This is a genomic window from Neobacillus niacini, from assembly GCF_000759675.1.
GTDB lineage: Bacteria > Bacillota > Bacilli > Bacillales > Cytobacillaceae > Neobacillus > Neobacillus niacini_A.
This window is the reverse complement of sequence record NZ_BAWM01000114.1, coordinates 135,783-136,103: the sequence shown is the minus strand read 5'-3', so window position 1 is coordinate 136,103 and position 321 is coordinate 135,783. Positions and strand designations below refer to the sequence as shown.

General features: G+C 46.7%; 3 tRNA genes. All 3 read left to right on the top strand.

Annotated features, from left to right (window positions below):
* Positions 1-4 precede the first annotated feature (4 nt).
* The 3 genes from TR08_RS24870 to TR08_RS24860 all read left to right on the top strand — a co-directional run bounded on the left by TR08_RS24870 (position 5) and on the right by TR08_RS24860 (position 273).
* A tRNA-Asn gene (locus TR08_RS24870) sits at positions 5-79 on the top strand.
* A 26-nt stretch (positions 80-105) separates the two neighbouring features.
* Positions 106-178, top strand: a tRNA-Thr gene (locus TR08_RS24865).
* 20 nt (positions 179-198) lie between these two features.
* Positions 199-273 (top strand) — tRNA-Glu (locus tag TR08_RS24860).
* Positions 274-321: the final 48 nt, after the last annotated feature.

Here is a 321-nt window from a genome sequence, read left to right as displayed (position 1 = left end):
TTATTCCGCAGTAGCTCAGTGGTAGAGCTATCGGCTGTTAACCGATCGGTCGTAGGTTCGAGTCCTACCTGCGGAGCCATTTTTATTTTAATGAATATTGGCTATGCTTCCATAGCTCAGTAGGTAGAGCACTTCCATGGTAAGGAAGAGGTCAGCGGTTCGAGCCCGCTTGGAAGCTTACCTTCTTATTATCTATATGGCCCCTTGGTCAAGTGGTTAAGACACCTCCCTTTCACGGAGGTAACACGGGTTCGAATCCCGTAGGGGTCACCAAAGTTTTTTTCACGCTAGTGAAAAATAACTTTCCATTCACGCTAGTGA